This window comes from Mycobacterium sp. 852002-51971_SCH5477799-a (assembly GCF_001667145.1).
In the GTDB taxonomy this organism is placed as follows: Bacteria; Actinomycetota; Actinomycetes; order Mycobacteriales; family Mycobacteriaceae; genus Mycobacterium.
The window spans coordinates 55,697-81,497 of the sequence record NZ_LZIF01000096.1 but is presented as its reverse complement, the minus strand read 5'-3'; the positions used below and the strand labels follow the sequence as shown (position 1 = coordinate 81,497).

Sequence of the window (25,801 nt, the reverse complement as noted above, 5' to 3'; positions counted from 1 at the left end):
AACCTTATTTGGGGGCACCTTATTGTGTGCGCGTGAGCTCCAAACGCCAGTCGCCCCCGGCCCCCGAGCCGTTGAGCCCACTCGTCGATGCGCACACCCACCTGGATGCGTGCGGCGCCGCCGACGCCGGGGGCGTGCGGGCCATCGTGGACCGCGCGGCGGCCGTAGGGGTGCGGGCCGTCGTCACCATCGCCGACGACCTCGATTCGGCGCGCTGGGTCACGCGCGCCGCCGAGTGGGACGCGCGGGTCTACGCCGCGGTGGCCTTGCACCCGACCCGCGCCGACGCGCTCGACGACGCCGCCCGCGCCGAGATCGAGCGACTGGTCGCCCATCCCAAGGTGGTGGCCGTCGGCGAAACCGGCCTGGACCTGTATTGGCCCGGCCGCCTGGACGGCTGCGCCGAGCCGGCCGTGCAGCGCGAGGCGTTCGCCTGGCACATCGACCTGGCGAAGCGGTGCGGCAAGCCGCTGATGATCCACAACCGCGACGCCGACGCCGATGTCCTCGATGTGCTGGCGGCCGAGGGCGCCCCGGACGCCGTGATCTTTCACTGCTTTTCCTCGGACGCCGCCATGGCGCGCCGCTGCGTGGACGCCGGGTGGCTGCTGAGCCTGTCCGGTACCGCGAGCTTCCGCAACGCGCACGCCCTGCGCGAAGCCATCCCGTTGATCCCGCCGGAGCAGCTGCTGGTGGAGACTGACGCGCCATTCTTGACGCCGCACCCCTATCGGGGGACCGCGAATGAGCCCTATTGCCTTCCCTATACTGTTCGGGCGATCGCCGAACTGGTGCGTCGTCGCCCGGAAGAGCTGGCCGAGATAACAACCGGCAATGCTGCACGGGTGTACGGATTGGTCACAGTGTGAGGTAAACGACCAGGCGATTTGGTTTAAAGTCGCCGCGTTGGAGTTGCCCAACGTTGACCGGTTCGTTACCGTCTTGTGATCGAACGGTAGGGCCTACGGGCCCTTAATTTGTGACTTGCTGCTGAATGAGTTGGTCGTTGAGGGTTGGGTAGCGCGCGTTGAGTGTATTGACAAAACTGCATCAGAATCCTTCGCCGATGTTGCGGCTCGTAGTCGGAGGGCTGCTGGTAGTCCTGGCATTCGCGGGCGGATACGCGGTCTCGGTGTGCAAAACGGTGACATTGACCGTCGACGGGGTCGCCATGCAGGTGACCACCATGAAGTCACGGGTGATCGACGTCGTCGAGGAGAACGGTTTCGCCATCGACGAACGCGACGACCTGTATCCCGCCGGTGATATCACCGTCCACGACGCCGGCAAGATCGTATTGCGGCGCAGCCGCCCGCTGCAGATCTCGCTGGACGGCCATGACACCAAGCAGATGTGGACCACCGCGTCCACCGTCGACGAGGCGCTGGCTCAGCTGGCGATGACCGACACCGCGCCGGCCGCGGCCAACCGCGGCAGCCGCGTTCCGCTGGCCGGAATGGCGCTGCCCGTTGTCAGCGCCAAGACCGTCCGCATCAACGACGCCGGCGCGATCCGCAACGTGCACCTCGCGGCACCCAACGTCGCCGGCCTGTTGAGCGCCGCAGGCGCACCGCTGCTCGAGAGCGACCAGGTGGTCCCCGCCGCGACGGCGCCGATCACCGACGGGATGGAAGTCCAGGTCACCCGCAACCGGATCCAGCAGGTCACCGAGCGGATCCCGCTGCCCCCCAACGCCCATCGCATCGAAGATCCGGGCATGAACATGAGCCGCCAGGTCGTCGAGGATCCGGGCAGCCCGGGGACCCAAGACGTGACCTTCTCGGTGGCCACCGTCAACGGCGTCGAGACCGGTCGACTGCCGATCGCCAACACGGTGATCACACCCGCCCGCGACTCGGTGGTCCGCATCGGCACCAAACCCGGCACCGAGGTGCCTCCGGTCAGCGACGGCTCGATCTGGGATGCGATCGCGGGCTGTGAGGCCGGCGGAAACTGGGCGATCAACACCGGGAACGGGTATTACGGTGGTGTGCAGTTCGACCAGGGCACGTGGGAGCGGAACGGCGGTCTGCGGTTCGCCGCCCGCGCTGACCTCGCCACCCGCGAGGAGCAAATCACCGTTGCCGAGGTGACCCGAGAGCGCCAGGGGTGGGGCGCGTGGCCAGTGTGCAGCGGAAGAGCTGGTGCACGCTGACCGTCCGGCTACTCGGGCGTACCGAGATCAGGCGGCTGGCCAAAGAACTTGAATTTCGGCCACGGAAATCCCTCGGCCAAAACTTCGTTCACGACGCGAATACGGTGCGCCGGATAGTGTCGACCTCCGGGGTGAGCCGGTCTGACCACGTCTTAGAAGTCGGCCCCGGTCTGGGTTCGCTGACCCTGGCATTGCTTGATCGCGGCTCGGCCGTCACGGCCGTCGAAATCGATCCGGTACTGGCCGAACGGCTGCCCCAGACCGTAACCGAGCACTCTAACAGCGAAAGCCAGCGCCTGACGGTGGTCAATCGCGACGTCTTGACCCTTCGCCGCGACGAGCTGGCCGTCCAGCCCACCGCGATGGTCGCGAACCTGCCCTACAACGTCGCCGTTCCGGCGCTGCTGCACCTGCTCGCCGAGTTTGAGTCCATTCGCACCGTGACCGTCATGGTGCAGGCCGAGGTCGCCGAGCGTCTGGCCGCCGAGCCCGGTGGCAAGGAATACGGCGTGCCCAGCGTCAAAGTGCGCTTTTTCGGTCGGGTTCGCCGTTGCGGCATGGTGCCGCCGACCGTCTTCTGGCCCATTCCCCGCGTCTACTCCGGGCTGGTTCGCATAGACCGGTACGCGACCCCGCCGTGGCCCACCGACGAAGCCTTTCGCCGCCGGGTGTTCGAACTGGTCGACATCGCGTTCGGGCAGCGGCGCAAGACATGTCGCAACGCGCTCGTGGGCTGGGCCGGCTCGGGCAACGAGTCGGCGGACCGGCTGCTGGCCGCCAGCATCGACCCCGCCCGCCGCGGTGAGACCCTCTCCATCGACGACTTCGTGCGGTTGTGGCAGCGGTCCGCCGAACGCTCCCCTGGCACAGCAGCGACGTCGGCGCGAACGGCCGAGCAGGCGTCCGCGGGCTGACGGCAGGCCGCCAGGGCGCCGTTGCGTGTGATCGGCCTGCAGCAGCGATAGTCTGCTGCGGTGTCAGCGTCTGAGGGCAATACCGCCGCGCAGTGGGTGCCCACCGGGTCGGTCACCGTTCGGGTGCCCGGAAAAGTCAACCTCTACCTGGCGGTCGGTGACCGCCGCGAGGACGGCTATCACGAGCTGACGACGATCTTCCAGGCCGTCTCGCTGCTCGACGAGGTGACGGTCCGCAACGCCGATGTGCTCTCCCTCGAGATCGTCGGCGAGGGCGCCGACAAGCTGCCCACCGACGGACGCAACCTCGCCTGGCAGGCCGCCGAACTGATGGCCGAACACGTCGGCCGGGCGCCGGACGTGTCGATCATGATCGACAAGTCGATACCGGTGGCCGGGGGCATGGGGGGCGGCAGCGCCGACGCGGCGGCCGTGCTGGTCGCCATGAACGCGCTGTGGGAACTCAACGTGCCCCGCCGCGACCTGCGCATGCTCGCCGCGCGGCTCGGCAGTGACGTGCCGTTCGCGCTGCACGGCGGCACCGCGCTGGGCACCGGGCGCGGCGAGGAGTTGGCGACGGTGCTCTCCCGCAACACCTTCTACTGGGTGCTGGCGTTCGCCGACAGCGAGCTGCTGACGCCGGCCGTGTTCGCCGAACTGGACCGGCTGCGGGAGGTTGGTGACCCACCCCGGCTGCCCGCTCCCGGGCCGGTCCTGGCCGCCCTGGCCGCCGGCGACGCCGAGCAGTTGGCGCCGCTGTTGGGCAATGAGATGCAGGCGGCCGCGGTGAGCCTGCACCCCGCCCTGCGGCGGACGTTGCGCGCCGGTGTCCAGGCCGGGGCGCTCGCGGGCATCGTGTCCGGTTCGGGCCCGACGTGCGCCTTCCTGTGCTCGTCGGCGGCCGCCGCGGTCGACGTCGGGACGGAGGTGTCCGGGGCTGGTGTCTGCCGCACGGTGCGGGTCGCGAGTGGGCCGGTGGTGGGCGCGCGGGTAGTCCCGACACCCACCGAAGTGTGAATTTCTTCCCAATCTGTGCGCTGGTTTGGCGCGTCCCTAAGAGGAGTTTAAGATGATCCGCGGTGGCGGGAAGCGTTGAGCAGGATCACATAGTTCCATCGTCGGCCGGGCGTTCCGGCGGACGATCACCGGATCGGGCCCGCCGAGTTTTCTCTGGCCCGTTTCGCGCTCATGAAGCGGCCGAACGCCGCCGGATTGCGGCGGATGCGGACGCATCATCGATCCGAGACCTAACCGCCGCCCAACTGTGTTGGCGTGCTTGCGGCACAGCGCTAGCCAGCGGGCGGACCATGAAATCCGGGGCGTTGGTACGAGGGCTGAAACCGAGGAGGATTTGGTGAGCAGGTTTACCGAGAAGATGTACCGCAATGCCCGGTCCGCCACGACGGGCATGGTCACCGGTGAACCCCACGAACCCGTCCGTCACACGTGGGGCGAGGTCCACGAACGCGCGCGCCGCATCGCGGGTGGCCTGGCCGCCGCGGGCATAGGCCCCGGCGACGCGGTCGGCGTGCTCGCCGGTTACCCGGTGGAGATCGCGCCGACGGCGCAGGGCCTGTGGATGCGCGGGGCGAGCCTCACCATGCTGCACCAGCCCACGCCACGCACGGATTTGGCCGTGTGGGCCGAGGACACCATGAATGTCATCGGCATGATCGAGGCGAAGGCCGTCGTCGTCTCGGAGCCCTTCCTGGTGGCCATCCCGGTCCTTGAGGAGAAGGGCATCCACGTCGTCACCGTCGCCGACCTGCTTGCGGCGGAACCGATCGACCCCGTCGAGGTCGGCGAGGACGCGCTCGCACTGATGCAGCTGACCTCGGGATCCACCGGATCGCCCAAGGCGGTGCAGATCACCCACCGCAACATCTACTCCAATGCCGAGGCCATGTTCATCGGCGCCCAGTACGACGTCGACAAGGACGTGATGGTCAGCTGGCTGCCCTGCTTCCACGACATGGGCATGGTCGGATTCCTCACCATCCCCATGTACTTCGGTGCCGAGCTGGTCAAGGTCACCCCGATGGACTTCCTGCGGGACACCTTGCTGTGGGCCAAGCTCATCGACAAGTACAAGGGCACCATGACCGCGGCGCCCAACTTCGCCTACGCGCTGCTCGCCAAGCGGCTGCGCCGGCAGGCCAAGCCCGGCGACTTCGACCTGTCGACCCTGCGGTTCGCGCTGTCCGGCGCCGAGCCCGTCGAACCCGCCGACGTCGAGGACCTGCTCGACGCGGGCAAGCCGTTCGGCCTGCAGCCGTCGGCGATCCTGCCGGCCTACGGCATGGCCGAGACCACGCTGGCCGTGTCGTTCGCGGAGTGCAACGCCGGTCTGGTGGTCGACGAGGTCGACGCCGACCTGCTGGCCGCCCTGCGCCGGGCCGTACCGGCGACCAAGGGCAACACCCGCCGGCTGGCCACGCTCGGTCCGCTGCTCAAGGACCTCGAGGCGCGCGTCATCGACGAGAACGGCCAGGTGATGCCGCCGCGCGGCGTCGGCGTCATCGAGCTGCGCGGTGAGTCGCTGACGCCCGGCTACCTGACCATGGGCGGCTTCATCTCGGCCCAGGATGAGCACGGCTGGTATGACACCGGTGACCTCGGCTACCTGACCGAGGAAGGCCACGTGGTGGTGTGCGGCCGCGTCAAGGACGTCATCATCATGGCGGGCCGCAACATCTATCCCACCGACATCGAGCGCGCCGCCTGCCGCGTCGAGGGCGTGCGGCCGGGCTGCGCGGTCGCCGTGCGTCTGGACGCCGGCCATTCCCGCGAGACGTTCGCCGTGGCCGTGGAGTCCAACGCCTTCCAGGACCAGGCCGAGGTGCGCCGCATCGAGCACCGGGTCGCCCGTGAGGTGGTCGCCGAGGTCGACGTCCGGCCGCGCAACGTGGTGGTGCTCGGTCCGGGCACCATCCCGAAGACGCCGTCGGGCAAGCTGCGCCGATCCACATCTCTCGACCTGGTCACCTAGTCCGGCATCGCGCCGGCTACCAGGCGTGGACGCGGTTCTGCGCGGGCTCTAGGCCGAGTTCGATCAGCAGTTCGGTGGCATCCGCGGCCTGCTCGCAGATGGTGGGAACCTCGGCGCGCTCGGCGGCGCTGAAGTTTTCCAGCACGAACACCGCCGGATCCTTGCGTCCGGGCGGACGCCCGATCCCGATGCGAACCCGCTGAAATTCCTTGCTGCCCAAAGCATTTCCGACCGAACGCAGACCGTTGTGGCCCCCTTCGCCGCCGCCGATCTTGAGCCGGATACGGCCGAAGTCCAAGTCGAGATCGTCATGTATGACGATGACGTCGCCCGGTGAGACCGAGTAGAACTTCGCCAAAGGGCCGACCTGACGGCCGGATTCGTTCATGTAGCAGCGCGGCTTGGCGACGATCACCGGGTGCCCGGCGAGGCGGCCGCTGACAATCTCGGCGCCGGAACGCTTGTGCGCCTTGAACTTCGAGCCCATCCGCGCCGCGAGCAGGTCGGCGACCATGAACCCGACGTTGTGCCGGGTCCGGGCGTAGTTGTCTCCGGGATTGCCCAGGCCGACGACCAGCAACGCCTCGGCCACGTTGTGATCCGCCTACTCGGACTCGGCTTCGGCGGCCTCTTCTTCGCCGGCCTCGGCCTCTTCTTCGCCTTCGGCCGCGGCTTCCTCGGTGACCTCGCCGGCGCCCTCTTCGGCGAGGTCCTCCTCGGTCGGCGCGGTGACGACGTTGACCACCAGCGTCTCCGGGTCAGAGACCAGGTTGACGCCCTTGGGCAGGGCGATCTGTCCGGCGGAGAACTGGGTGCCGGGCTCGGCGCCCTCGATAGACACTGTCAACTGCTCGGGAATCGACAGGGCGTCGGCCTCGATCTCGATGGCGCTGGCATCCTGGGTCACCAGGGTGCCGGGCACGGGGTCGCCCTCGATGACGACGCGGACCTCGACGACGACCTTCTCCCCGCGACGCACGACCAGCAGGTCGGCGTGCTGAATGGTGCGGCGAATGGGATGGATGTCGAGCGACTTGGTCAGCGCCAGCTGCTCCTTGCCCTCTATGTCGAGGGTCAGCACCGCGTTGGTGCCGGCGTGCCGGAGCACCGCGGCGAAGTCATGGCCGGGCAACTCCAGGTGCTGGGGGGCGGCGCCGTGGCCGTAGAGGACGGCCGGGATCTTGCCGTCACGACGGGCTCGCCGGGACGCACCCTTTCCGGTCTCGCCGCGGACCGCGACCTTCAACTGGTTGACTGCTTGCTTGGCCATCTCGTCGCTCCTGTGTGCTCGCCTGTGTTTCGGGGCACGGCCGGGGTCGCGACGATTCGTCGGTCTCCGTCGATAACGGTGCTGGCCAGCCAGCCACCCTCGCCGTGACGCCCGGCCAGGTTAGCGCATCTGCACCTCAGAGGGGAAATTCCTGCGTCGCAGGGCCCGGCGTCACTTCTGTCACTCGGCTGAGGTCTGCCGCGGGACGTGTGTCGCAGCTGTGACTGATGAGCTCAGAGGGGAAAATAAGTCTTCGTGAGCTGCTCGGACAGCGACCACAGGGCCGACGCGGTGGCCGTGTCCCGGGCACGCCGGCTGCGCGCAACGGCTTGCGTACGGCCGATCTGACCGAATCGCGGGCCGACGAAGGTGTCGCCGGGCAGATCCTGGGACGCCGCGTACAGGGTTTGCCGGGCGCCGAAATCGGCGTCGGTGGCGACCACCCGGGTGACGGTCGACATCAACGTGTCACCCAGCTTGCGGCCGGAGGCGCCCTGCAGGTTGGTGTGCGAGTAGCCGGGGTGGGCGGCGAGCGCGCGCAACGGGGAACCGGCCGCGGTGAGGCGGCGCTGAAGCTCGCTGGTGAACAGCAGGTTGGCGAGCTTGGACTGGCTGTAGGCCAGCCACGGCGAGTAGCGCCGGTTCTGCCAGTTCAGGTCGTCGAGGTTGATGGTCCCGGGCCAGTGCGCCATCGACGACACCGTCACCACCCGATCGGTCAGCTTGGGCAGCAACAGGTTCGTCAGCGCGAAATGGCCGAGATGATTGGTGCCGATTTGGGTCTCGAAGCCGTCGACTGTCAGCCCGAAGGGGGCGGCCATGATGCCGGCGTTGTTGATCAGCACGTCGGCCTGGCTCACCCCGTCGGCGAACCGGCGCACCGACGACAGGTCTTGCAGGTCGAGCTCGCGCACCTCGACCTGACCCGCCATCCGGCGGGCCGCGGTCTCGCCCTTACGGATGTCGCGGACGGCCATGATGATCGTGGCCCCCCGTCGCGCCAGCTCGCGGGCGGTCACGGCGCCCAGCCCGCTGTTGGCACCGGTGATGATGACGGTTCGTTCGGCGAACGACGGTAGATCTGCGGCGGTCCAGCCAGTCATGGCAGACAACACTAATCGCGCAGCGCACTCGGCCGCAGAGCGGCCGATTGCCTACTTCGCCGCGACGACGAATCCGTGAATGATCTTGTCGATGTCGGGCGACTGCGCGGCCGCCTGATTGGCGAAGCCGGTGATGGTCAGCTGCACCAGGTAGCGCTGGTGCGCGGGCGGCGATCCGGTCGCAATGACGATCCGGTTCCAGCTGTGTAGCCGCATGCCACCCTCGAGGTCGTAGCTGCCCTGGATCATCGACGACGGGAAGCCGTTGTAGGGCGCGCCCGAGGCGTCCAGCTGCTTGAAGTTCTCGAACAGTTGCGCATCGTCGTTGCCGTGCTTGATGACCTGGGCCGGGTCGAAGTCGCCGTTGAGCTTGAACACCACCAGTCGCGCCGTCGGGAACTTGCCGCCTTGGGAGATGATGAACGTCTGCGGGCTGATGTTCGGGCTGGTGAACGGCGACCAGCCCGGGGGAGTCGGGATCGACACCGTCAGGTCGGGCAGCGACCCGGGTGCCACCGGCTCTCCGGTCACCCCGATGCTTTGCAGATACTGCGACAGGGGGACCGGCTTCTCCGCCGGCTTGGTGGTCGTGGTCGTCGGGGTCGTCGACAAGATCGATTGGTAGTCAGGCGGTTTCGGTGCACAGGCGTCGGCGAAGAATGCCGCCGCAACCATCGCGGCAGCGGCCATGAAGCGGCCGAGCCGATTCACAGAATCTCGCGGACCGCGTCGATCGGGCGGGCCAGCCGAGTGCCCTTCGGCGTGACGACGAAGGGTCGTTCGATGAGGATGGGGTGTTCGACCATGGCGTCGAGCAATTGGTCGTCAGTCGCATCCGCGAGATTCAGCTCGTCGTACAGCGATTCGCGCTTGCGCACGGCGGTGCGCACATCGATGCCGGCGTCGCGGATCATCTTCACCAGCTCGCCGCGCGACGGCGGCATCTTCAGATATTGGACGACGGTGGGCTCAATGCCGTTGTCGCGCAACAAATCCAGCGTCTTGCGGGAGGTGCTGCATTTCGGGTTGTGGTAGATGACGGAGTCGGCCATCTAGGCGTCTCCGTCGAATAGCCCGGTGACGGAACCGTTTTCGAACACGGCGCGGATGGTGCTGGCCAGCAGCGGCGCGATGGACAGGACGGTCAGCTGGGGGAAACGCTTCTCCTCGCCGATCGGCAGGGTGTTCGTCACGATCACTTCCCGGGCGCCGCAGGCGGCCAGCCGCTCGGCGGCCGGATCGGAGAGCACCCCGTGGGTGGCCGCGATGATCACGTCACCGGCGCCCTCGTCGCGCAGCAACTTGACCGCGCCGGCGATGGTGCCACCGGTGTCGATCATGTCGTCGATCAGGACACAGGTCCGCCCGGCCACCTCGCCGACGACGCGGTTGGACACCACCTGGTTGGGCACCCGCGGGTCGCGGGTCTTGTGAATGAAGGCCAGCGGGACGCCGCCCAGCGCGTCGGCCCATTTCTCGGCGATGCGCACCCGGCCGGAGTCGGGCGAGACGACGACCATGTTGCCGTCGGGATAGTTGTCGCGGATGTAGCCGGTCAGCAGGTTCTGCCCGCGCATGTGGTCGACGGGCCCGTCGAAGAAGCCCTGGATCTGGTCGGTGTGCAGGTCGACCGTGACGATCCGGTCCGCGCCGGCCGTCTTGAGCAGGTCCGCGACCAGCCGAGCCGAGATCGGCTCGCGGCCACGGTGCTTCTTGTCCTGCCGGGCGTACGGATAGAACGGCATGACCGCCGTGATCCGCTTGGCGCTGCCCCGCTTCAGGGCGTCGATCATGATCAGCTGTTCCATCAGCCAGTTGTTGACCGGGTCCGGGGCCGACTGCAGGACGAACGCGTCGCAGCCACGCACCGACTCGTGGAACCGCACGAAGATCTCGCCGTTGGCGAACTCCCGCGCGGTCTGAGCGGTGACGTGGACGTCGAGCTCCTTGGCCACCTGCTCGGCCAGCTCCGGATGCGCGCGGCCGGAGAAGAGCATCAAATTTTTGCGGTTATCGGTCCAGTCGTGGCTCAACGCGCTGCCCTCGCCATATCGGGGTGGGGAATGGAAGGCCCCATCGTACGAAGCGAATGGTACGGAACTGTGGCCGGGTTGCCAGCTAGCAAATTCACGGTGTCGATTCTGCTTCTGGCGCCTGGCCGGCCGTGGAGATCTGCGGGGTGCTCTGACCGGCGGCCTTCTCGGCGGCCTCGGCCGCCTGCGCGGCCGCACTGCCCGGGCGCTTGCGGCGCACCCAGCCTTCGATGTTGCGCTGCGGACCCGCGGATACCGCCAGCGTTCCGGGCGGGACGTCGTTGCGCACCACCGTGCCCGCCCCGGTATAGGCGCCGTCGCCGACGGTCACCGGCGCCACGAACATGGTGTCCGAGCCGGTGCGCACGTGCGAGCCGATGGTCGTCCGCCGCTTGGATTCGCCGTCATAGTTGACGAACACACTCGATGCGCCGATGTTGCTGTGATCGCCGATGTCCGCGTCCCCGACGTAGGTCAGGTGCGGCACTTTGGAGCCGGTGCCGATGGTGGCGTTCTTGGTCTCGACGAATGCGCCGAGCTTGCCGTCGTCGCCCAGCGCCGTGCCGGGCCGCAGGTAGGTGAACGGCCCGACGGTCGCACCGGCACCGATCGACGACGCGGTGCCGTGGGTGCGCACCACCGAGGCGCCGTCGCCGACGCTGACGTCGGTCAGGGTGGTGTCCGGGCCGACGACGCAGTGGCTCCCGACCTGAGTGCGGCCGAGCAACTGCGTACCCGGCTGGATGACGGTGTCACGCCCGATGTTGACTTCGACGTCGATCCAGGTGGTGGCGGGGTCGACGATGGTGACGCCGGCCATCTGATGACCCGCGATGATGCGGCGGTTCAGTTCGGCGCCCAGCTGCGCGAGTTGGACGCGGTTGTTGACGCCGGCCACCAGCGCGCTGTCGTCGACGTGGCGGGCGTGGATGGCCAGGCCGTCGCCGCGCAGGATGGCGATGACGTCGGTCAGGTAGAGCTCGTGCTGGGCGTTGTTGGAACTCAACCGGTTCAGCGCGGAGCGCAACGCCGCGGTGTCGAAGGCGTAGACGCCGGCGTTGACCTCACGGATCTCGCGTTGCGAGGGCGTCGCGTCGGCGTGTTCGACGATCGCCGTCACCTCGTTGTCCTGGGTGCGCAGGATGCGGCCGTACCCGGTGGGGTCGCTCAGCGTGGTGGTCAGCACGGTGACCGCGGCCGGCGCCGCGCTGTGGGTGGCGATCAGGTCGGCCAGGGTGTCGGCGTCCAGCAGCGGGGTGTCGCCCGAAGTGACGACCACGACCCCGGCATAGTCGGGGGGCAGCGCGGACAGGCCGCACAGCACGGCGTCGCCCGTGCCGCGGGGGCGGTCTTGCAGCGCCACATCGACGGGGCGTCCCAGGGCGTCGGCCCAGTCGGCCACGAGCGGGGCGATGCGCTCGTGGTCATGGCCCAAGACGACGGCCAGGTGCTGGGGAGCCACCTTGGTGATCGTGTGCAGGAGATGCGCCAGCATGCTGCGGCCACCGATGGTGTGCAGGACTTTCGGGGTGTCCGACCGCATCCGGGTGCCGGGCCCGGCCGCCAGCACCAGGACCGCGGTATCACCAGGAGACGACATCAACCCTCCTCTTGGGTTCGTCCCGCGCGGGCTGCGCGCGGAAGCGCCGACACGCCGTCAAGCGTGTCACTTCATCTGCGGTGAAGGCAAAAAACGACGGGATTCCGCAACTCGCGATTGAAGCTCCGTCGCCAGGACTCGAACCTGAACTATCTGAACCAAAATCAGAGGTGCTGCCGATTACACCACGACGGATCGCTGACCCATGGCGAGCGGCGGGTTGATACCCACCGCGCCAAGAAGACTTTAGTCCGACGGCGATGCGGGCCGCTTGTCGGCCGTTGACCGATACGCTGATTGACGTGGCCGTGCTGGACAAGGAACCGGACAAAGAGGCGCGGGCCCCCCGCGCGCGGATGACCGGCACCGAGCGTCGCCAGCAGCTGGTCGGCATCGCGCGCACGCTGTTCGCCGAACGCGGATACGAAGGCACCTCGATCGAGGAGATCGCGCTGCGCGCCAACGTGTCCAAACCGGTCGTCTACGAGCACTTCGGCGGCAAGGAAGGCCTGTACGCGGTCGTCGTCGACCGCGAGATGTCCGCGCTGCTGGACGGCATCACCTCGTCGCTGACCAACAACCGGTCCCGGGTGCGCGTCGAGCGGGTCGCGCTGGCGCTGCTCACCTACGTCGAACAGCGCACCGACGGCTTCCGGATCATGATCCGCGACTCGCCGGCGGCGATCAGCTCGGGCACCTACTCCAGCCTGCTCAATGACGCCGTCAATCAGGTCAGCTCCATCCTGGCCGGCGACTTCTCCCGTCGTGGCCTGGATCCCGGGCTGGCGCCGCTGTACGCCCAGGCGCTCGTCGGCTCGGTGTCGATGACGGCGCAGTGGTGGCTCGATACGCGGGAGCCCAAGAAGGAAGTGGTAGCCGCCCATCTGGTCAATCTGATGTGGAACGGGCTGACCCACCTGGAGGCCGACCCGCGGCTGCAGGACGAGTAGCCGCGCTAACCCGATGGTGGCGACCCGCAGCGCCCGGCTACGCCGCGCTTGCGATCGCCACGAACCGCAGTCCCGGGCCAGCAGGTCGCCGGGGGGTTCGGCGTGTCCGGCCCTGTGACTGAGGGCCCCTAGAATGGAATTCATCATGACCGCACCGGGGGCTGCTCGCCCAGAAACCCCGATCGCGGGGCTCGTTGAATTGGCGCTCACCGCGCCGACCTTCCAGCAGTTGATCGACGGCGCGGCCACATCGCCGGCCGAATTGAGCTTGGTGGGTCCAGCCAGCGCACGGCTATTCGTGGCCAGTGCGCTGGCGCGGTTGGGTCCTCTGCTGGTAGTCACCGCGACCGGGCGCGAAGCCGATGACCTGACCGCTGAACTGCGCGGCGTCTTCGGCGACGCCGTCGCGGTCTTTCCGTCGTGGGAAACCTTGCCCCACGAACGACTTTCGCCCGGCGTTGACACCGTCGGCGCCCGTTTGACGGTGTTGCGCCGCCTGGCCCATCCCGACGACGCGCGGTTGGGTCCGCCTCTGCGGGTCGTGGTGACCGCGGTGCGCTCGCTGCTGCAGCCGATGACGCCGCAGCTGGGGCTGGTGGAGCCGGTCACGTTGAGCGTCGGCGCGGAAATCGAATTCGAGGGCGTGATCAGCCGGCTCGCCGAGCTGGCCTACACCCGCGTGGACATGGTCGGGCGGCGCGGCGAATTCGCCGTGCGCGGAGGCATTCTCGACGTCTTCCCGCCGACCGCCGAGCACCCGGTGCGCATCGAGTTCTGGGGTGACGAGGTCAGCGAGATGCGGATGTTCTCGGTCGCCGATCAGCGCTCCATCCCGGAGCTCGAGGTCGACACCCTCATCGCGGTGGCCTGCCGTGAACTGCTGCTGACCGATGAGGTGCGGGAGCGCGCCGCCGAACTGGCCGCGCGACACCGCACCAACGAGCCCGCCATCACTGGCAGCGTCACCGACATGCTGGCCAAGATCGCAGAGGGCATCGCCGTCGACGGCATGGAGGCGCTGCTGCCGGTGCTTCGGCCCGGTGAGCATGTGCTGCTGACCGACCAATTGGCCCAGCGCACACCGGTCTTGCTGTGTGATCCGGAAAAGGTCCGCACGCGGGCCGCCGACCTGATCAAGACCGGCAGCGAATTCCTCGAAGCGTCGTGGTCGGTCGCCGCGCTGGGTACCGACGCCCCGGTCGACGTGACGCAGTTCGGCGGATCGGGTTTCGCCGAACTCGATGACGTGCGAGCCGCGGCGGCCCGCGGCGGGCATCCGTGGTGGACGCTGAGCCAGCTGTCCGACGAGTCCGCCGTAGAGCTGGAGATCCGGTCGGCGCCGTCGGCCCGCGGGCACCAGCACGACATCGACGGCATCTTCGCGATGCTGCGCGCGCACGTCAGCACCGGCGGCTACGCCGTCGTCGTCGCACCCGGCACCGGCACCGCGCATCGAGTGGTGGAACGGCTGGCCGAATGTGACACCCCCGCCGCCATGCTCGAATCGGGTGCCGCGCCCAAGGCCGGCGTGGTCGGTGTGCTCAAGGGACCACTGCACGACGGCGTCATCATCCCCGGTGCCACGTTGGTGGTGATCACCGAGACCGACCTGACCGGCAGCCGGGTGGCGGCCGTCGAGGGCAAGCGCCTGGCGGCCAAGCGGCGCAACACCGTTGATCCGTTGGCGCTGACTGCCGGCGATCTGGTGGTGCACGACCAGCACGGCATCGGCCGGTTCGTGGAGATGGTGGAGCGCACCGTCGGCGGCGCCCGGCGCGAGTATCTGGTGCTCGAATACGCCTCGAGCAAGCGCGGCGGCGGATCCGACAAGCTTTATGTGCCGATGGATTCGCTGGACCAGCTGTCGCGCTACGTCGGCGGGCAGGCACCGGCGCTGAGCCGGCTGGGCGGCAGCGACTGGACCAACACCAAGACCAAGGCCCGCCGCGCGGTGCGCGAGATCGCCGGCGAGCTGGTGTCGCTGTACGCCAAGCGGCAGGCCAGCCCCGGGCACGCGTTCGGGCCGGATACCCCGTGGCAGGCCGAGATGGAGGACGCGTTCGGCTACACCGAGACGGTTGACCAGCTGACCGCGATCACCGAGGTCAAGTCCGACATGGAGAAGCCGGTCCCAATGGACCGGGTGATCTGCGGCGACGTCGGCTACGGCAAGACCGAGATCGCGGTGCGGGCGGCGTTCAAGGCGGTCCAGGACGGCAAGCAGGTGGCCGTGCTGGTGCCCACCACGCTGCTGGCCGACCAGCACCTGCAGACCTTCAGCGACCGGATGACGGGATTCCCGGTGACCGTCAAGGGCCTCTCCCGGTTCACCGACGCGACCGAATCCAAGGCCGTCATCGAGGGCCTGGCCGACGGTTCGGTGGACGTGGTGATCGGCACGCACCGGCTGTTGCAGACCGGGGTGCGCTGGAAGGACCTCGGCCTGGTTGTGGTCGATGAGGAGCAGCGGTTCGGCGTCGAGCACAAGGAGCACATCAAGTCGCTGCGCACCCACGTCGACGTGCTGACGATGAGCGCCACCCCCATTCCGCGGACGCTGGAGATGAGCCTGGCCGGGATCCGCGAGATGTCGACGATCCTGACGCCGCCCGAAGAGCGCTATCCCGTGCTGACTTACGTCGGCCCGCAGGACGACAAGCAGGTCGCGGCCGCCCTGCGGCGCGAGCTGCTGCGCGACGGGCAAGTCTTCTACGTGCACAACCGGGTCAGCTCGATCGATCGCACGGCGGCCCGCATCAGGGAGCTGGTGCCCGAGGCACGGGTGGTCGTCGCACACGGGCAGATGCCCGAGGAACGGTTGGAGCGCACGGTGCAGGGGTTCTGGAACCGCGAATACGACATCCTGGTCTGCACCACGATCGTGGAGACCGGGCTCGACATCTCCAACGCCAACACGCTGATCGTCGAGCGCGCCGACACCTTCGGTCTCTCGCAGCTGCACCAGCTGCGTGGCCGGGTCGGCCGCAGCCGAGAGCGCGGCTACGCCTACTTCCTGTATCCGCCGCACTCGCCGCTGACCGAGACGGCCTACGACCGGCTGGCCACCATCGCGCAGAACAACGAGCTGGGCGCGGGCATGGCCGTCGCGATGAAGGATCTCGAAATTCGCGGCGCCGGCAACGTGTTGGGCGTCGAGCAGTCCGGGCACGTCGCCGGGGTCGGCTTCGACCTGTACGTCCGGTTGGTGGGCGAGGCGGTGGAGGCCTACCGGGCGGCCGCCGACGGCCAGACCGTCACGACCAGCGAGGAACCGAAGGACGTGCGGATCGACCTGCCGGTCGATGCGCACCTGCCGCCGGACTACATCGCCAGCGACCGGCTGCGCCTGGAGGGGTACCGGCGGCTGGCCGCGGCGGCCTCCGACGGCGAGATCGACGCGGTTGTCGAGGAACTCATCGACCGGTATGGCGCGCTGCCCGAGCCAGCCCTTCGGCTGGTGGCGGTGGCGCGGCTGCGGCTGCTGTGCCGCGGCGCCGGCATCACCGAGGTGTCCGCGCCGTCGGCGTCCACCGTGCGGCTATCGCCGATGACCCTGCCTGATTCCGCTCAGGTGCGGCTCAAGCGGATGTATCCGGCCGCGAACTACCGTGCCACGACGTCCACGGTGTCGGTTCCGATTCCGCGCGCCGGCGGGGTGGGCGCGCCGCGGCTGCGCGATGTCGAGCTGGTGCAGATGGTGGCCAACCTGGTGACGGCACTGCAGGGCAAACCGCAGGCAGACATTGGTATAACGAGTGAACTGCCCGCGTTAATGGCAAGTGAGGAGCGACAGGCGCGATGATCGTCGTCTTGTTCGACCCACGCCGTCCCTCGCTGGTGCCCATCGAAGCCATCGAGCACCTGTCCGGCGAGGTGCAATACACCGAGGAGATGCCCGTCGCGGTTCCCTGGTCGCTGTCCGCGGCGCGCCCGGTGCATTCCGGCGAAGACGCTCCGGTGCTGCTGTCGTCGGATCGCGACCACCCCGCCGTCGTCGCCCGGCTGGCGGCCGGTGCGCGGCTGATCGCCGCGCCGGAGACGCCGCGCGGTGAGCGGCTGGTCGATGCCGTGGCGATGATGGACAAGCTGCGCACCGCCGGGCCGTGGGAAAGCGAGCAAACGCACGACTCCCTGCGCCGATTCCTGCTGGAGGAGACCTACGAATTGCTGGACGCGGTCGGCAGCGGCAACGCCGAGGCGTTGCGCGAAGAGCTCGGCGACGTGCTACTGCAGGTGCTGTTCCACGCCCGCATCGCCGAGGACGCGTCGCAGTTCCCCTTTACCATCGACGACGTCGCCGCCACCCTGATTCGCAAACTGGGCAATCGGGTACCGGGAGTGCTTGCCGGGCAATCTATTTCGCTCGAAGAACAACTGGCCCAGTGGGAAGAGCGTAAGGCCGCCGAGAAGCCGCGAAAATCGGTGATGGACGATGTGCACACCGGGCAGCCGGCATTGGCGCTGGCCCAGAAGGTCATTGCGCGTGCCGGCAAAGCGGGCCTGCCCGCCGACCTTATTCCTGAGGCGATCAGCTCGATTTCAGTATCGGCCGACGTCGACGCCGAAAGTGCCCTGCGCGGCGCCGTTCTCGATTTCGTCGAGACGGTCCGCGAAGTCGAGCGGACGATCTCGGCCGCACGCCGAGGCACTGATGTTCCCGAGGAGTTCGACGTGGCTCCGCTCGGCGAGATCTCCGGGGAGGAGTGGCGTGAGCACTGGCCGGCCGACCCCGCGGCATTCGACGATCGAAAGTCGCAGACCGAGAAGGACGGCGATGCCGACTCCGACTTGGTCGAGGTCGAATCCAGTGCCGACGCCGCGGCCGGCGATGCCTGAGGCGACGGGCAACCGCGTTACCGTGGCGACGCCGCGCCTTGATTTCACACTTTCGCCCGTCGGTGCGAGCGATCACCGGAATGTTTGCCCGACTTGTCATCGGACGCTCGGTAATATTGCGGATGAGGTTGCGAATCCCCGTGGTCGGCGTCGGTCTGGCCGCGCTAGCCAAGGCGACCAGCAGCTAACCGATGCTTAGCTGAAACCGGCGATAGGTCGGTGCGCCGAGGCCCGAGGCAACCGGGTAGTTGCCGAACGCATGGGACGATGGTGTGGCGGAAGTTGGTGCAAGCGAGTGTGGGGAGCTCAGGAAAGCATGGTGTCGCCGAGGCGTTGGCTGCGCGCGGCCGCCGTGATCGGCGCGACCTCGATCGTGCTGGCCTCCAGCTGCACCTGGCAGCTCAGCCTGTTCATTCCCGACGGTGTCCCGCCGCCGGCCGGGGATGCGGTGCCGGCGGTGGACACTCATGCCAGCGGCCGGCCCGCGGATCAGTTGCGGGAGTGGGCGCAACAGCGGTCGGTGGGGCTGGAGATTCCGGTGATCGCGCTCGAGGCCTACGCCTACGCCGCGCGGGTTGCCGAGGTCGAAAACCCGAAATGCCACATCGCCTGGACCACCCTGGCGGGCATCGGCCAAGTCGAGAGCCACCACGGCACCTACCGCGGCGCTCGGCTGGCCCCCAACGGCGATGTGAGCCCCCCGATTCGGGGTGTGCGCCTCGACGGCAGCGGCGGCACGCTGCGCATCGTCGACGCCGAGGAAGCCGTCACTGACGAAGACGGCGTGACGCGCGCCATGGGGCCGATGCAGTTCATCCCGGAGACGTGGCGGCTCTATGGTGTCGACGCTCACAACGACGGCCGGGTCAGCCCGGACAACATCGACGACGCCGCGCTCGCGGCGGCCGGTTACCTGTGTTGGCGCGGAAAGGATCTCGCGACTCCCCGCGGCTGGATCACCGCGCTGCGCGCCTACAACAATTCCGGTGTCTACGCCAGGGCGGTCCGCGATTGGGCGACCGCCTACGCGAAAGGTCACCCGCTGTAGCAGGATGTATCGCTGACCGGCGAAAGCACGCACCGGCGACGACGCAAGGAGAACTCAGTGCCGATTATCGAGCAGGTCGGGGCCCGCGAGATCCTCGACTCCCGCGGTAACCCGACAGTCGAGGTCGAGATAGCCCTGATCGACGGAACCTTTGCCCGTGCGGCGGTGCCGTCCGGCGCGTCGACGGGTGAGCACGAGGCCGTCGAGTTGCGCGACGGCGGCGAGCGTTACGGCGGCAAGGGCGTGCGCAAAGCGGTGCAGGCCGTGCTGGACGAGATCGGCCCGGCCGTGATCGGCCTGAACGCGGATGATCAACGGCTGGTGGACCAGGCGCTGTTGGATCTCGATGGCACGCCCGACAAGTCGAGGCTGGGCGGCAACGCCATTCTGGGCGTGTCGCTGGCCGTGGCCAAGGCCGCCGCCGACTCCGCCGAGCTGCCGCTGTTCCGTTACCTCGGCGGCCCGAACGCGCACATCCTGCCGGTGCCGATGATGAATATCCTCAACGGCGGCGCGCACGCCGACACCGCCGTCGACATCCAGGAGTTCATGGTCGCACCGATCGGTGCGCCCAGCTTCGCCGAAGCGTTGCGCTGGGGCGCCGAGGTGTATCACGCATTGAAGGCGGTGCTCAAGAAGGAGGGTCTGAGCACGGGTCTGGGCGACGAGGGCGGTTTCGCCCCCGACGTCGCGGGCACCACCGCCGCCCTGGATCTGATCAGCCGCGCCATCGAGTCGGTCGGTTTCAAGCCCGGTGCCGACGTGGCGCTGGCCCTCGACGCGGCCGCCACCGAGTTTTTCACCGACGGGACCGGCTACAAGTTCGAGGGCGCCACCCGCACCGCCGAGCAGATGGCCGAGTTCTACGCCGGTCTGCTCGGCTCGTACCCGCTGGTGTCCATCGAAGACCCGCTGTCAGAAGACGATTGGGACGGATGGGCGACGTTGACCGCGTCGATCGGCGAGCGGGTGCAGCTCGTCGGCGACGACATCTTCGTCACCAATCCCGAGCGGCTGGAAGAGGGCATCGACAAGGGCGTCGCAAACGCGTTGCTGGTCAAGGTGAATCAGATCGGCACTCTGACCGAGACGCTGGACGCCGTCGCGCTGGCCCACCACAGCGGCTACCGCACGATGATGAGCCACCGCAGCGGCGAGACCGAGGACACCACGATCGCCGACCTCGCGGTGGCCGTCGGCAGCGGACAGATCAAGACCGGTGCGCCGGCCCGCAGCGAGCGCGTCGCCAAGTACAACCAGCTGCTGCGGATCGAGGAGGCGCTCGGCGACGCCGCCCGCTACGCGGGCGACTTGGCCTTTCCTCGGTACGCCCTGGAGGCGAAATAGCCTGATGTGCAACGGCTGACATGGCTGACGCGAAACGGCCCGACTCGAAGCGGCGCTCCCCGGCACCCCGCCCGGGGAAGGCCGGCGCTTCGGGTCGGGGCCGCCGCACCGCCAAGCCGTCCTCCAAGCCGACTGCGCGGACGTCGCCCACGGCGAACCCGGCCGGCCGGACCCCGACGCGGACGCAACAAGAGCATGTCGTCGAACCCATCACGCGCCAAGCCGCCGAATCTCTCGAGCAGCGCGCCGAGCAACGGCTGGGCTTCACCGCCCGCCGCGCGGCGGTGCTGGCCGCGGTGGTGTGCGTGCTGACGTTGACCATCGCCGGACCGGTGCGCACCTATTTTGCTCAGCGCACCGAGATGAATCAGCTCGCCGCCACCGAGGCGGCCCTGCGCAGCCAGGTCGCGGAATTAGAGGCGCGGAAGGCCAAACTCGCCGACCCGGCCTACATTGCGGCGCAGGCTCGCGAGCGGCTCGGCTTCGTCAAGCCCGGAGACATCCCGTTCCAGGTTCAGCTGCCGCCGTCGGCGGCCGAACCCTTGCAGCCGGGATCCCCGTCGGCGAAGCCGGCCAACGGTGATCCCTGGTACACGTCGCTGTGGCACACCATCGCTGACGCCCCGCACCTGCCGCCGGCCAAAGCGCCTGCGCCCCCTGCCCTTCCGGCCGAACCGGGATCGACCGAGCAGGCGCCCGCCCCGAATCCCACGGGTCCCGGTGGTTGATCATGCGGACCTGGAAGCGGTGGCGCGCCAGCTCGGGCGCGAGCCGCGCGGGGTACTCGAGATCGCCTACCGGTGTCCCAATGGTGAACCCGGTGTGGTGAAGACAGCGCCGAAACTGCCTGACGGCACTCCGTTTCCGACGCTGTACTACCTGACCCATCCCGCCCTGACGGCCGCGGCCAGCCGGCTGGAGACCACCGGGTTGATGCGCGAGATGACCGAGCGGCTGGCTCAGGACACGGAGTTGGCGGCCGCATACCGGCGTGCGCATGAGTCGTATCTGGCCGAACGAGACGCGATCGAATCACTGGGTACCACGTTCTCCGGCGGCGGAATGCCCGACCGGGTCAAGTGTCTGCACGTCCTGATCGCGCATTCGCTGGCCAAGGGCCCCGGCGTCAACCCGTTCGGCGACGAGGCGCTGGCGATCCTGGTTGACGAGCCCGCGATGGCGGGCATATTGGTGGCAGGCCAATGGTGAACGGCAGGCTCGCGGGAATCGACTGCGGTACCAACTCAATTCGCTTGCTGATCGCCGACTTCGACGGTGGCCGGCTGAGCGATGTGCACCGGGAGACGCGGATCGTGCGGCTGGGCCAGGGTGTGGACGCGACCGGCGAGTTCGCGCCGGACGCGATTGCGCGCACCCGCGCCGCGCTCACCGATTACGCGGCCTTGATCGACGAGCACGGCGCGCGGCGGGTGCGGATGGTGGTGACATCCGCCGCCCGCGATGTCGCCAACCGCGAGGCCTTCTTTGCGATGACGGCCGACGTGTTGGGTGCGGTGCTGCCCGGAGCGGTGGCGGAGGTGATTACCGGCGCCGAAGAGGCAGAGCTCTCGTTCCGCGGCGCGGTCGGCGAATTGGACAGTGCCACAGGCCCTTTCGTTGTCGTCGACCTGGGCGGCGGCTCCACCGAAATCGTCGTCGGCGCCGATGCTGAAGGCGGCGTGGCGGCCAGCTACTCGGCCGACATCGGCTGCGTCCGGCTGACCGAACGCTGCCTGCATTCGGACCCGCCGACGCCCGAGGAGGTCGCGGCGGCGCGCCGGGTGGTGCGCGAACGACTTGGGGTCGCGCTGGAGGCGGTGCCCGTGGAGGGCGCGAAGACGTGGGTGGGACTGGCCGGGACCATGACGACGCTGTCCGCGCTGGCCCATAACTTGACGGCGTACGATTCTGCGGCCATTCATCTTTCGCGTGTACCCGACGACGACCTGCTCTCGGTATGCGAACGGCTGATCGGCATGACGCGGGCCGAGCGCGCGGCACTGCCACCCATGCACGAGGGCCGCGCCGACGTGATCGGCGGGGGTGCGATCGTGGTCGAGGAGTTGGCACGCGAGCTGCGTGCCCGCGCGGGCATCGACCAACTGACGGTCAGCGAGCACGACATCCTGGACGGCATTGTGTTCTCCATCGCCGAATAGACCAGATACGCCACACTGGCCTGTGGAAAGTGGGCACACCTTTTGCCCGCCGCCTGTGCGGGAGGCCAAAGTGGCGGTGGAGACACAGCGGGCGGTGGACGGCGGGCGGGACACAGCGCGCGGACCCATCCGTAAGATCTCACTCCTCGAAGCGATATCCCATGCCCGACTCGGTCAGCAAGTGCTTGGGATGCGACGGGTCGTCCTCGAGTTTGCGGCGCAGCTGCGCGAGATACACACGCAGGTAATGGGTTTCGGTGGCGTACGCCGGACCCCACACCTCCTTGAGCAGCTCCTCACGGCCGACCAGCTTGCCGCGGTTGCGGACGAGGACCTCGAGCATCCCCCATTCGGTCGGGGTGAGGTGGACTTCGTTGCCGTTCTTGGTGACCTTCTTGGCGGCCAGGTCGACGGTGAACGCCTCGGTCTCGATCACCGGTTGCTCCAGCTCGGAGGCGGCGGTGTTGCGCCGCACGGCCGCCCGCAGCCGTGCCAGGAATTCGTCCATGCCAAAGGGTTTCGTCACGTAGTCGTCGGCGCCGGCGTCAAGCGCCTCGACCTTGTCCGACGAATCGGTGCGCGCCGACAACACGATCACGGGTGCGGTGAGCCAGCCGCGCAGACCGGCCAGCACGTCGATGCCGGAGATGTCGGGCAGGCCGAGGTCGAGAACCACCACGTCAGGTTTGTGCTCGGCGGCCGCGCGCAATGCGCCTGCGCCGCTGGACGCGGTGATCACCTCATAGCCCCGCACGGACAGGTTGATGCGCAGCGCGCGCAGGATCTGCGGTTCGTCATCGATCACCAAAACGCGAGTCACGGTGCGCCCATCGCTGGCGGCGCAGCCATATCCACGATCACGGTCAGCCCGCCTCCCGGGGTGTCGGTAGCCGTAATTGTCCCGCCCATCGCTTCGACGAAGCCCCGCGCCACCGACATCCCCAGGCCGACACCGATGGTGTTGTCGTTATCGCCGAGGCGCTGAAAAGCTTCGAAGATCTGTTCTTCGGTCCCATGCGGAATCCCGGGGCCTTCGTCGATGACGTTGATCAGCACGCGATCACCCACCCGGCCGGCGTTCACCCGGACCACACAGTTGGGCGCGTAGCGCAGTGCGTTGTCGATCAGGTTGGCCAGCACCCGTTCCAGCAGTCCGGCGTCGGCCATCACCATGGCGTCGGCCACGTCGACCTTGACCCGATCGATGGCGGACCGGAAGAACCCGGTTGCGCCCTTGCCGATACTGACCAGAGCCCGTTGCACGGTCTCCTCCAAATACACCCGGCTCAGCTCCGGATGGATCACCCCGGCGGCCAGACGCGATGAGTCGAGCAGGTTTCCGACCAGCGCGGTCAGCTGGTCGATCGATTCCTCAATGGTGGCCAGCAATTCCGCGGTGTCGGCGGGGGAGAAGGCGACGTCCTCGGCGCGCAGGCTGGAGACGGCGACCTTGGCCGCGGCCAGCGGTGTGCGCAGGTCGTGGCTGACCGCCGACAGCAGGGAGCGCCGAAGTTCGTCGGCCCGCACGATCGCCTCAGCGCGGCTCGCCTCTTCGGCGAGCTCACGCTGTCTGATCAAACCCGCTGCCTGCCTGGCAACCGCGCCGAGCACCCGCCGGTCGCGCGCGGAGAGCTTTCGGCCCGCCAGCAGCATCCAGAACTCGTCGTCACCGACTTCGATCGCGGTGTCGGCGGAATCGATGGTGGCGCACGGCTCCCTGCCGACACAGGCGACGATTTCGCTCTTCTTGGTGCCCGCTCGTGCTTCCTCGCCGGTTTCCCGCAGCATGCTGACCGCACGCTGGCCGTAGGTCTCCCGGACCCGTTCGAGCAGCGTTTCCAGGTCGGCGCCGCGCAGCACCGAGCCCGCGAACAGGGTGAGCAACTCGGCTTCCTGCGAAGCGCGGCGGGCCTCCCGGGCGCGTTTGGCCGCGAAGTCGACCAGCACCGCGACGGCGACCGCGATCAGCAGCAGCACCAATTCGGTGATGGCGCTGTTGGGTTCGGCGATGGTGAAGCTGTGCCGCGGCGCGATCAGGTAGTAGTTCAGCAGCAGGCCGGACAGCACAGCCGAAAGTGCCGCCGGTGCAACGCCTCCCAGCAGGCCGACCAGCAGCACGCCGATGAAGAACAATGCGCTCTCGCCGCCGGTGTCCAGATATGGGTCCAGCGTCGTGACCGTGATTGCGCAGATCACCGACGGCACAATGAAGGCCGCCAGCCACGATGCCACTCGCCGCTCACGGGGTCCGAGCGAAGACACCCGGAAGCCGCGTTTGGATTCCTCGTGGGTGACCAGGTGCACGTCGATCTTTCCCGACAGCTCGAGGACCCTGGGACCGATGCCCTCCTCGAAGAGGCGTGCCCAGCGCGATCGCCGCGAGGTGCCGATCACCAGCTGCGTGGCGTTCATCTCACGGGCGAACTCCAACAGCGCCGTGGGCACCTCGTCACCGACGACGGTGTGCATCGACGCGTCCAGGCTGCTCGCCAACTCACGGATCTTGGCGATCCGCGACTCCGACAGGCCGGCCAGCCCGTCGCCGCGCACGACGTGCACCACCATGAGCTCGGCGGTCGACTTCGATGCGATCCGCGATGCCCGTCGCACCAGCGTCTCGGACTCGGGACCACCGGTGACGGCCACGACGACCCGCTCGCGAGCCTCCCACATGTCGGTGATCTTGTTCTCGGCACGGTATTTGGCCAGCGCCGTGTCGACCTGGTCGGCAAGCCACAACAGCGCCAGTTCCCGTAGCGCGGTCAGGTTTCCCCGTCGGAAGTAGTTGGACAGCGCCGCATCAATACGATCCGGCGCGTAGACGTTGCCGTGAGATAGCCTGCGGCGTAACGCTTCTGGCGTGATATCGATGAGTTCGACCTGAGACGCCTGTCGGACAACCGAGTCCGGTACCGTCTCCTTCTGTTCGATGCCGGTGATCTGGGCGACGACGTCGTTCAGGCTTTCCAGGTGTTGCACGTTGACCGTTGAGATTACCGTGATCCCGGCGTCGAGCAGTTCCTCGACGTCTTGCCACCGCTTGGCATTTTTGCTGCCCGGTGTATTGGTATGTGCGAGTTCGTCGACGAGGACGACCTGGGGCCGGCGCTGCAGGACTGCCGGCACGTCCAGTTCGGCGAAGCTGCCGCCGCGATAGTCAACGTGACGGGGCGGGATGAGCTCGATGCCCTCAAGCAGCTCAGCGGTTTTCGACCGCCCGTGGGTTTCCACCACGCCGGCCACCAGATCGGTGCCGCGTTCCAGTCGCCGATGTGCCTCGCCCAGCATCGAGTACGTCTTACCCACACCGGGGGCCGCACCAAGATAGATGCGCAGCTCCCCACGTTTGGGATGGTGGTCGCGGAGGCTGACGTCGCTCACGTCAACCATCATCCCC

Annotated in this window: 22 protein-coding genes and 1 tRNA gene; 13 read left to right on the top strand and 10 right to left on the bottom strand. The window is 68.2% G+C overall.

Annotation, left to right across the window (positions count from 1 at the left end; translation table 11 throughout):
• Nucleotides 1-26 precede the first annotated feature (26 nt).
• The 5 genes from A5753_RS14070 (at nt 27) to A5753_RS14050 (ending at nt 6,058) form a co-directional block, all read left to right on the top strand.
• Nucleotides 27-869 (top strand): TatD family hydrolase, encoded by an 843-nt coding sequence (locus tag A5753_RS14070; protein WP_067128823.1) that lies wholly within the window; start codon nt 27-29, stop codon nt 867-869.
• 158 nt (nt 870-1,027) lie between these two features.
• Nucleotides 1,028-2,155, top strand: coding sequence for a resuscitation-promoting factor (locus A5753_RS14065; protein WP_197694691.1), 1,128 nt, complete (start codon nt 1,028-1,030; stop codon nt 2,153-2,155).
• Complete coding sequence (gene rsmA, locus A5753_RS14060; RefSeq protein ID WP_067128892.1) at nt 2,119-3,069, top strand: 16S rRNA (adenine(1518)-N(6)/adenine(1519)-N(6))-dimethyltransferase RsmA; 951 nt, start codon at nt 2,119-2,121, stop codon at nt 3,067-3,069. Before A5753_RS14065 ends, rsmA begins: the two co-directional genes overlap by 37 nt.
• A gap of 60 nt (nt 3,070-3,129) precedes the next feature.
• A complete protein-coding gene (locus tag A5753_RS14055; protein WP_067128817.1) occupies nt 3,130-4,086 on the top strand; it encodes a 4-(cytidine 5'-diphospho)-2-C-methyl-D-erythritol kinase in 957 nt (318 codons plus the stop codon).
• 337 nt (nt 4,087-4,423) lie between these two features.
• Nucleotides 4,424-6,058: a fatty acyl-AMP ligase gene (locus A5753_RS14050; protein WP_067128814.1), complete on the top strand. Its 1,635-nt coding sequence runs from the start codon at nt 4,424-4,426 to the stop codon at nt 6,056-6,058.
• 16 nt (nt 6,059-6,074) lie between these two features.
• Here A5753_RS14050 and pth read toward each other — a convergent pair whose 3' ends face one another.
• From pth to A5753_RS14010, 8 genes are all read right to left on the bottom strand, one after another.
• Entirely contained in the window at nt 6,075-6,650 is a 576-nt protein-coding gene (pth, locus tag A5753_RS14045) for an aminoacyl-tRNA hydrolase (protein ID WP_067128811.1), read from the bottom strand.
• Nucleotides 6,651-6,662: 12 nt separating this feature from the next.
• Nucleotides 6,663-7,328 (bottom strand): 50S ribosomal protein L25/general stress protein Ctc, encoded by a 666-nt coding sequence (locus tag A5753_RS14040; protein ID WP_067128808.1) that lies wholly within the window; start codon nt 7,326-7,328, stop codon nt 6,663-6,665.
• 233 nt (nt 7,329-7,561) lie between these two features.
• Nucleotides 7,562-8,431, bottom strand: a complete 870-nt coding sequence (locus A5753_RS14035) for an oxidoreductase (RefSeq protein WP_067128805.1) — start codon at nt 8,429-8,431, stop codon at nt 7,562-7,564.
• Between the two features lie 51 nt (nt 8,432-8,482).
• Nucleotides 8,483-9,121 (bottom strand): LpqN/LpqT family lipoprotein, encoded by a 639-nt coding sequence (locus A5753_RS14030; RefSeq protein ID WP_067128890.1) that lies wholly within the window; start codon nt 9,119-9,121, stop codon nt 8,483-8,485.
• A 17-nt stretch (nt 9,122-9,138) separates the two neighbouring features.
• Nucleotides 9,139-9,483 (bottom strand): arsenate reductase (glutaredoxin), encoded by a 345-nt coding sequence (arsC, locus tag A5753_RS14025; protein WP_067128802.1) that lies wholly within the window; start codon nt 9,481-9,483, stop codon nt 9,139-9,141.
• On the bottom strand, nt 9,484-10,464 hold the full coding sequence (locus A5753_RS14020; protein WP_064878996.1) for a ribose-phosphate diphosphokinase: 981 nt from the start codon (nt 10,462-10,464) through the stop codon (nt 9,484-9,486).
• A gap of 94 nt (nt 10,465-10,558) precedes the next feature.
• Nucleotides 10,559-12,064 carry a bifunctional UDP-N-acetylglucosamine diphosphorylase/glucosamine-1-phosphate N-acetyltransferase GlmU gene (gene glmU / locus A5753_RS14015; protein ID WP_067128799.1) on the bottom strand — a complete coding sequence of 502 codons (1,506 nt, stop codon included), beginning with the start codon at nt 12,062-12,064 and terminating at the stop codon, nt 10,559-10,561.
• A 123-nt stretch (nt 12,065-12,187) separates the two neighbouring features.
• Nucleotides 12,188-12,259: transfer RNA gene (locus A5753_RS14010), tRNA-Gln, on the bottom strand.
• Between the two features lie 161 nt (nt 12,260-12,420).
• On the opposite strand from A5753_RS14010, the gene A5753_RS14005 reads away from it, so the two are divergent.
• The 8 genes from A5753_RS14005 to A5753_RS13970 all read left to right on the top strand — a co-directional run bounded on the left by A5753_RS14005 (nt 12,421) and on the right by A5753_RS13970 (nt 22,404).
• Complete coding sequence (locus tag A5753_RS14005) at nt 12,421-13,014, top strand: TetR/AcrR family transcriptional regulator (RefSeq protein ID WP_156656103.1); 594 nt, start codon at nt 12,421-12,423, stop codon at nt 13,012-13,014.
• A gap of 145 nt (nt 13,015-13,159) precedes the next feature.
• On the top strand, nt 13,160-16,816 hold the full coding sequence (mfd, locus tag A5753_RS14000; protein ID WP_197694690.1) for a transcription-repair coupling factor: 3,657 nt from the start codon (nt 13,160-13,162) through the stop codon (nt 16,814-16,816).
• Nucleotides 16,813-17,850: a nucleoside triphosphate pyrophosphohydrolase gene (locus A5753_RS13995; RefSeq protein ID WP_067128793.1), complete on the top strand. Its 1,038-nt coding sequence runs from the start codon at nt 16,813-16,815 to the stop codon at nt 17,848-17,850. Before mfd ends, A5753_RS13995 begins: the two co-directional genes overlap by 4 nt.
• Before the next feature lie 319 nt (nt 17,851-18,169).
• The gene (locus A5753_RS13990; RefSeq protein ID WP_156656102.1) at nt 18,170-18,898 is read left to right on the top strand and encodes a lytic transglycosylase domain-containing protein; all 729 of its coding nucleotides are present in this window, start codon (nt 18,170-18,172) and stop codon (nt 18,896-18,898) included.
• Between the two features lie 57 nt (nt 18,899-18,955).
• Nucleotides 18,956-20,245: a phosphopyruvate hydratase gene (eno, locus tag A5753_RS13985; protein ID WP_067128786.1), complete on the top strand. Its 1,290-nt coding sequence runs from the start codon at nt 18,956-18,958 to the stop codon at nt 20,243-20,245.
• Nucleotides 20,246-20,265: 20 nt separating this feature from the next.
• A complete protein-coding gene (locus tag A5753_RS13980) occupies nt 20,266-20,973 on the top strand; it encodes a septum formation initiator family protein (protein WP_067128784.1) in 708 nt (235 codons plus the stop codon).
• The gene (locus A5753_RS13975) at nt 20,966-21,454 is read left to right on the top strand and encodes a DUF501 domain-containing protein (RefSeq protein ID WP_067128781.1); all 489 of its coding nucleotides are present in this window, start codon (nt 20,966-20,968) and stop codon (nt 21,452-21,454) included. The genes A5753_RS13980 and A5753_RS13975 overlap by 8 nt, the downstream gene beginning before the upstream one ends.
• A complete protein-coding gene (locus A5753_RS13970; RefSeq protein ID WP_067128778.1) occupies nt 21,448-22,404 on the top strand; it encodes a Ppx/GppA phosphatase family protein in 957 nt (318 codons plus the stop codon). The genes A5753_RS13975 and A5753_RS13970 overlap by 7 nt, the downstream gene beginning before the upstream one ends.
• A 139-nt stretch (nt 22,405-22,543) precedes the next feature.
• On the opposite strand, the gene A5753_RS13965 is transcribed toward A5753_RS13970, so the two are convergent.
• Both A5753_RS13965 and A5753_RS13960 read right to left on the bottom strand, forming a co-directional pair.
• Nucleotides 22,544-23,224, bottom strand: a complete 681-nt coding sequence (locus tag A5753_RS13965; protein WP_067128775.1) for a response regulator — start codon at nt 23,222-23,224, stop codon at nt 22,544-22,546.
• The gene (locus tag A5753_RS13960; protein ID WP_067128772.1) at nt 23,221-25,797 is read right to left on the bottom strand and encodes a sensor histidine kinase KdpD; all 2,577 of its coding nucleotides are present in this window, start codon (nt 25,795-25,797) and stop codon (nt 23,221-23,223) included. The genes A5753_RS13965 and A5753_RS13960 overlap by 4 nt, the downstream gene beginning before the upstream one ends.
• Nucleotides 25,798-25,801 lie beyond the last annotated feature (4 nt).

Coding starts and splice junctions, on each gene's coding strand:
- A5753_RS14040 (WP_067128808.1), bottom strand. CDS start 7,328: ATGGCCAAGCAAGCAGTCAACCAGTTGAAGGTCGCGGTCCGCGGCGAG.
- A5753_RS14035 (WP_067128805.1), bottom strand. CDS start 8,431: ATGACTGGCTGGACCGCCGCAGATCTACCGTCGTTCGCCGAACGAACC.
- A5753_RS14030 (WP_067128890.1), bottom strand. CDS start 9,121: ATGGCCGCTGCCGCGATGGTTGCGGCGGCATTCTTCGCCGACGCCTGT.
- arsC (WP_067128802.1), bottom strand. CDS start 9,483: ATGGCCGACTCCGTCATCTACCACAACCCGAAATGCAGCACCTCCCGC.
- glmU (WP_067128799.1), bottom strand. CDS start 12,064: ATGTCGTCTCCTGGTGATACCGCGGTCCTGGTGCTGGCGGCCGGGCCC.
- A5753_RS14005 (WP_156656103.1), top strand. CDS start 12,421: ATGACCGGCACCGAGCGTCGCCAGCAGCTGGTCGGCATCGCGCGCACG.
- mfd (WP_197694690.1), top strand. CDS start 13,160: ATGACCGCACCGGGGGCTGCTCGCCCAGAAACCCCGATCGCGGGGCTC.
- A5753_RS13995 (WP_067128793.1), top strand. CDS start 16,813: ATGATCGTCGTCTTGTTCGACCCACGCCGTCCCTCGCTGGTGCCCATC.
- A5753_RS13980 (WP_067128784.1), top strand. CDS start 20,266: ATGGCTGACGCGAAACGGCCCGACTCGAAGCGGCGCTCCCCGGCACCC.
- A5753_RS13970 (WP_067128778.1), top strand. CDS start 21,448: ATGGTGAACGGCAGGCTCGCGGGAATCGACTGCGGTACCAACTCAATT.
- A5753_RS13960 (WP_067128772.1), bottom strand. CDS start 25,797: ATGATGGTTGACGTGAGCGACGTCAGCCTCCGCGACCACCATCCCAAA.